Origin of the sequence: Actinoplanes awajinensis subsp. mycoplanecinus (genome assembly GCF_001509495.1) — a bacterium.
In the GTDB taxonomy this organism is placed as follows: Bacteria; Actinomycetota; Actinomycetes; order Mycobacteriales; family Micromonosporaceae; genus Actinoplanes; species Actinoplanes palleronii.
This window is the reverse complement of record NZ_LLZH01000222.1, coordinates 1-296: the sequence shown is the minus strand read 5'-3', so window position 1 is coordinate 296 and position 296 is coordinate 1. Positions and strand designations below refer to the sequence as shown.

Here is a 296-nt window from a genome sequence, read left to right as displayed (position 1 = left end):
CCCGGATGGTGCCGCGGGCTCCTTGGTAGCCCTTGTCGGCGAATGTCATCACGTCTGCGCTGGTCAGTGCGTCGATGATGCCGAGCTGGCGGGCAGCGCGCAGGTCGCGGGTCCGGCCGGGCAGGGCTGCCGAAGCCCAGATCAGCCGGCCTGCCGCGTCCGCGATGACCTGCACGTTCACACCATGGCGTTTGTGCTTGCCGGAGTAGTACGGCCGCTGATCGGCGACCCGGTCGATCGGGATCAGGGTGCCGTCGAGGATGGCGAAGGCCAGCTGCCGGATCCGGTCCATGGCG

General features: G+C 69.3%; 1 protein-coding gene. It reads right to left on the bottom strand.

Translation table 11 applies throughout. The annotated features are described in order from the left end of the window. A partial coding sequence (locus ADL15_RS22345; protein WP_157441532.1) for a transposase family protein occupies positions 1-296 on the bottom strand: 296 nt, incomplete at both ends.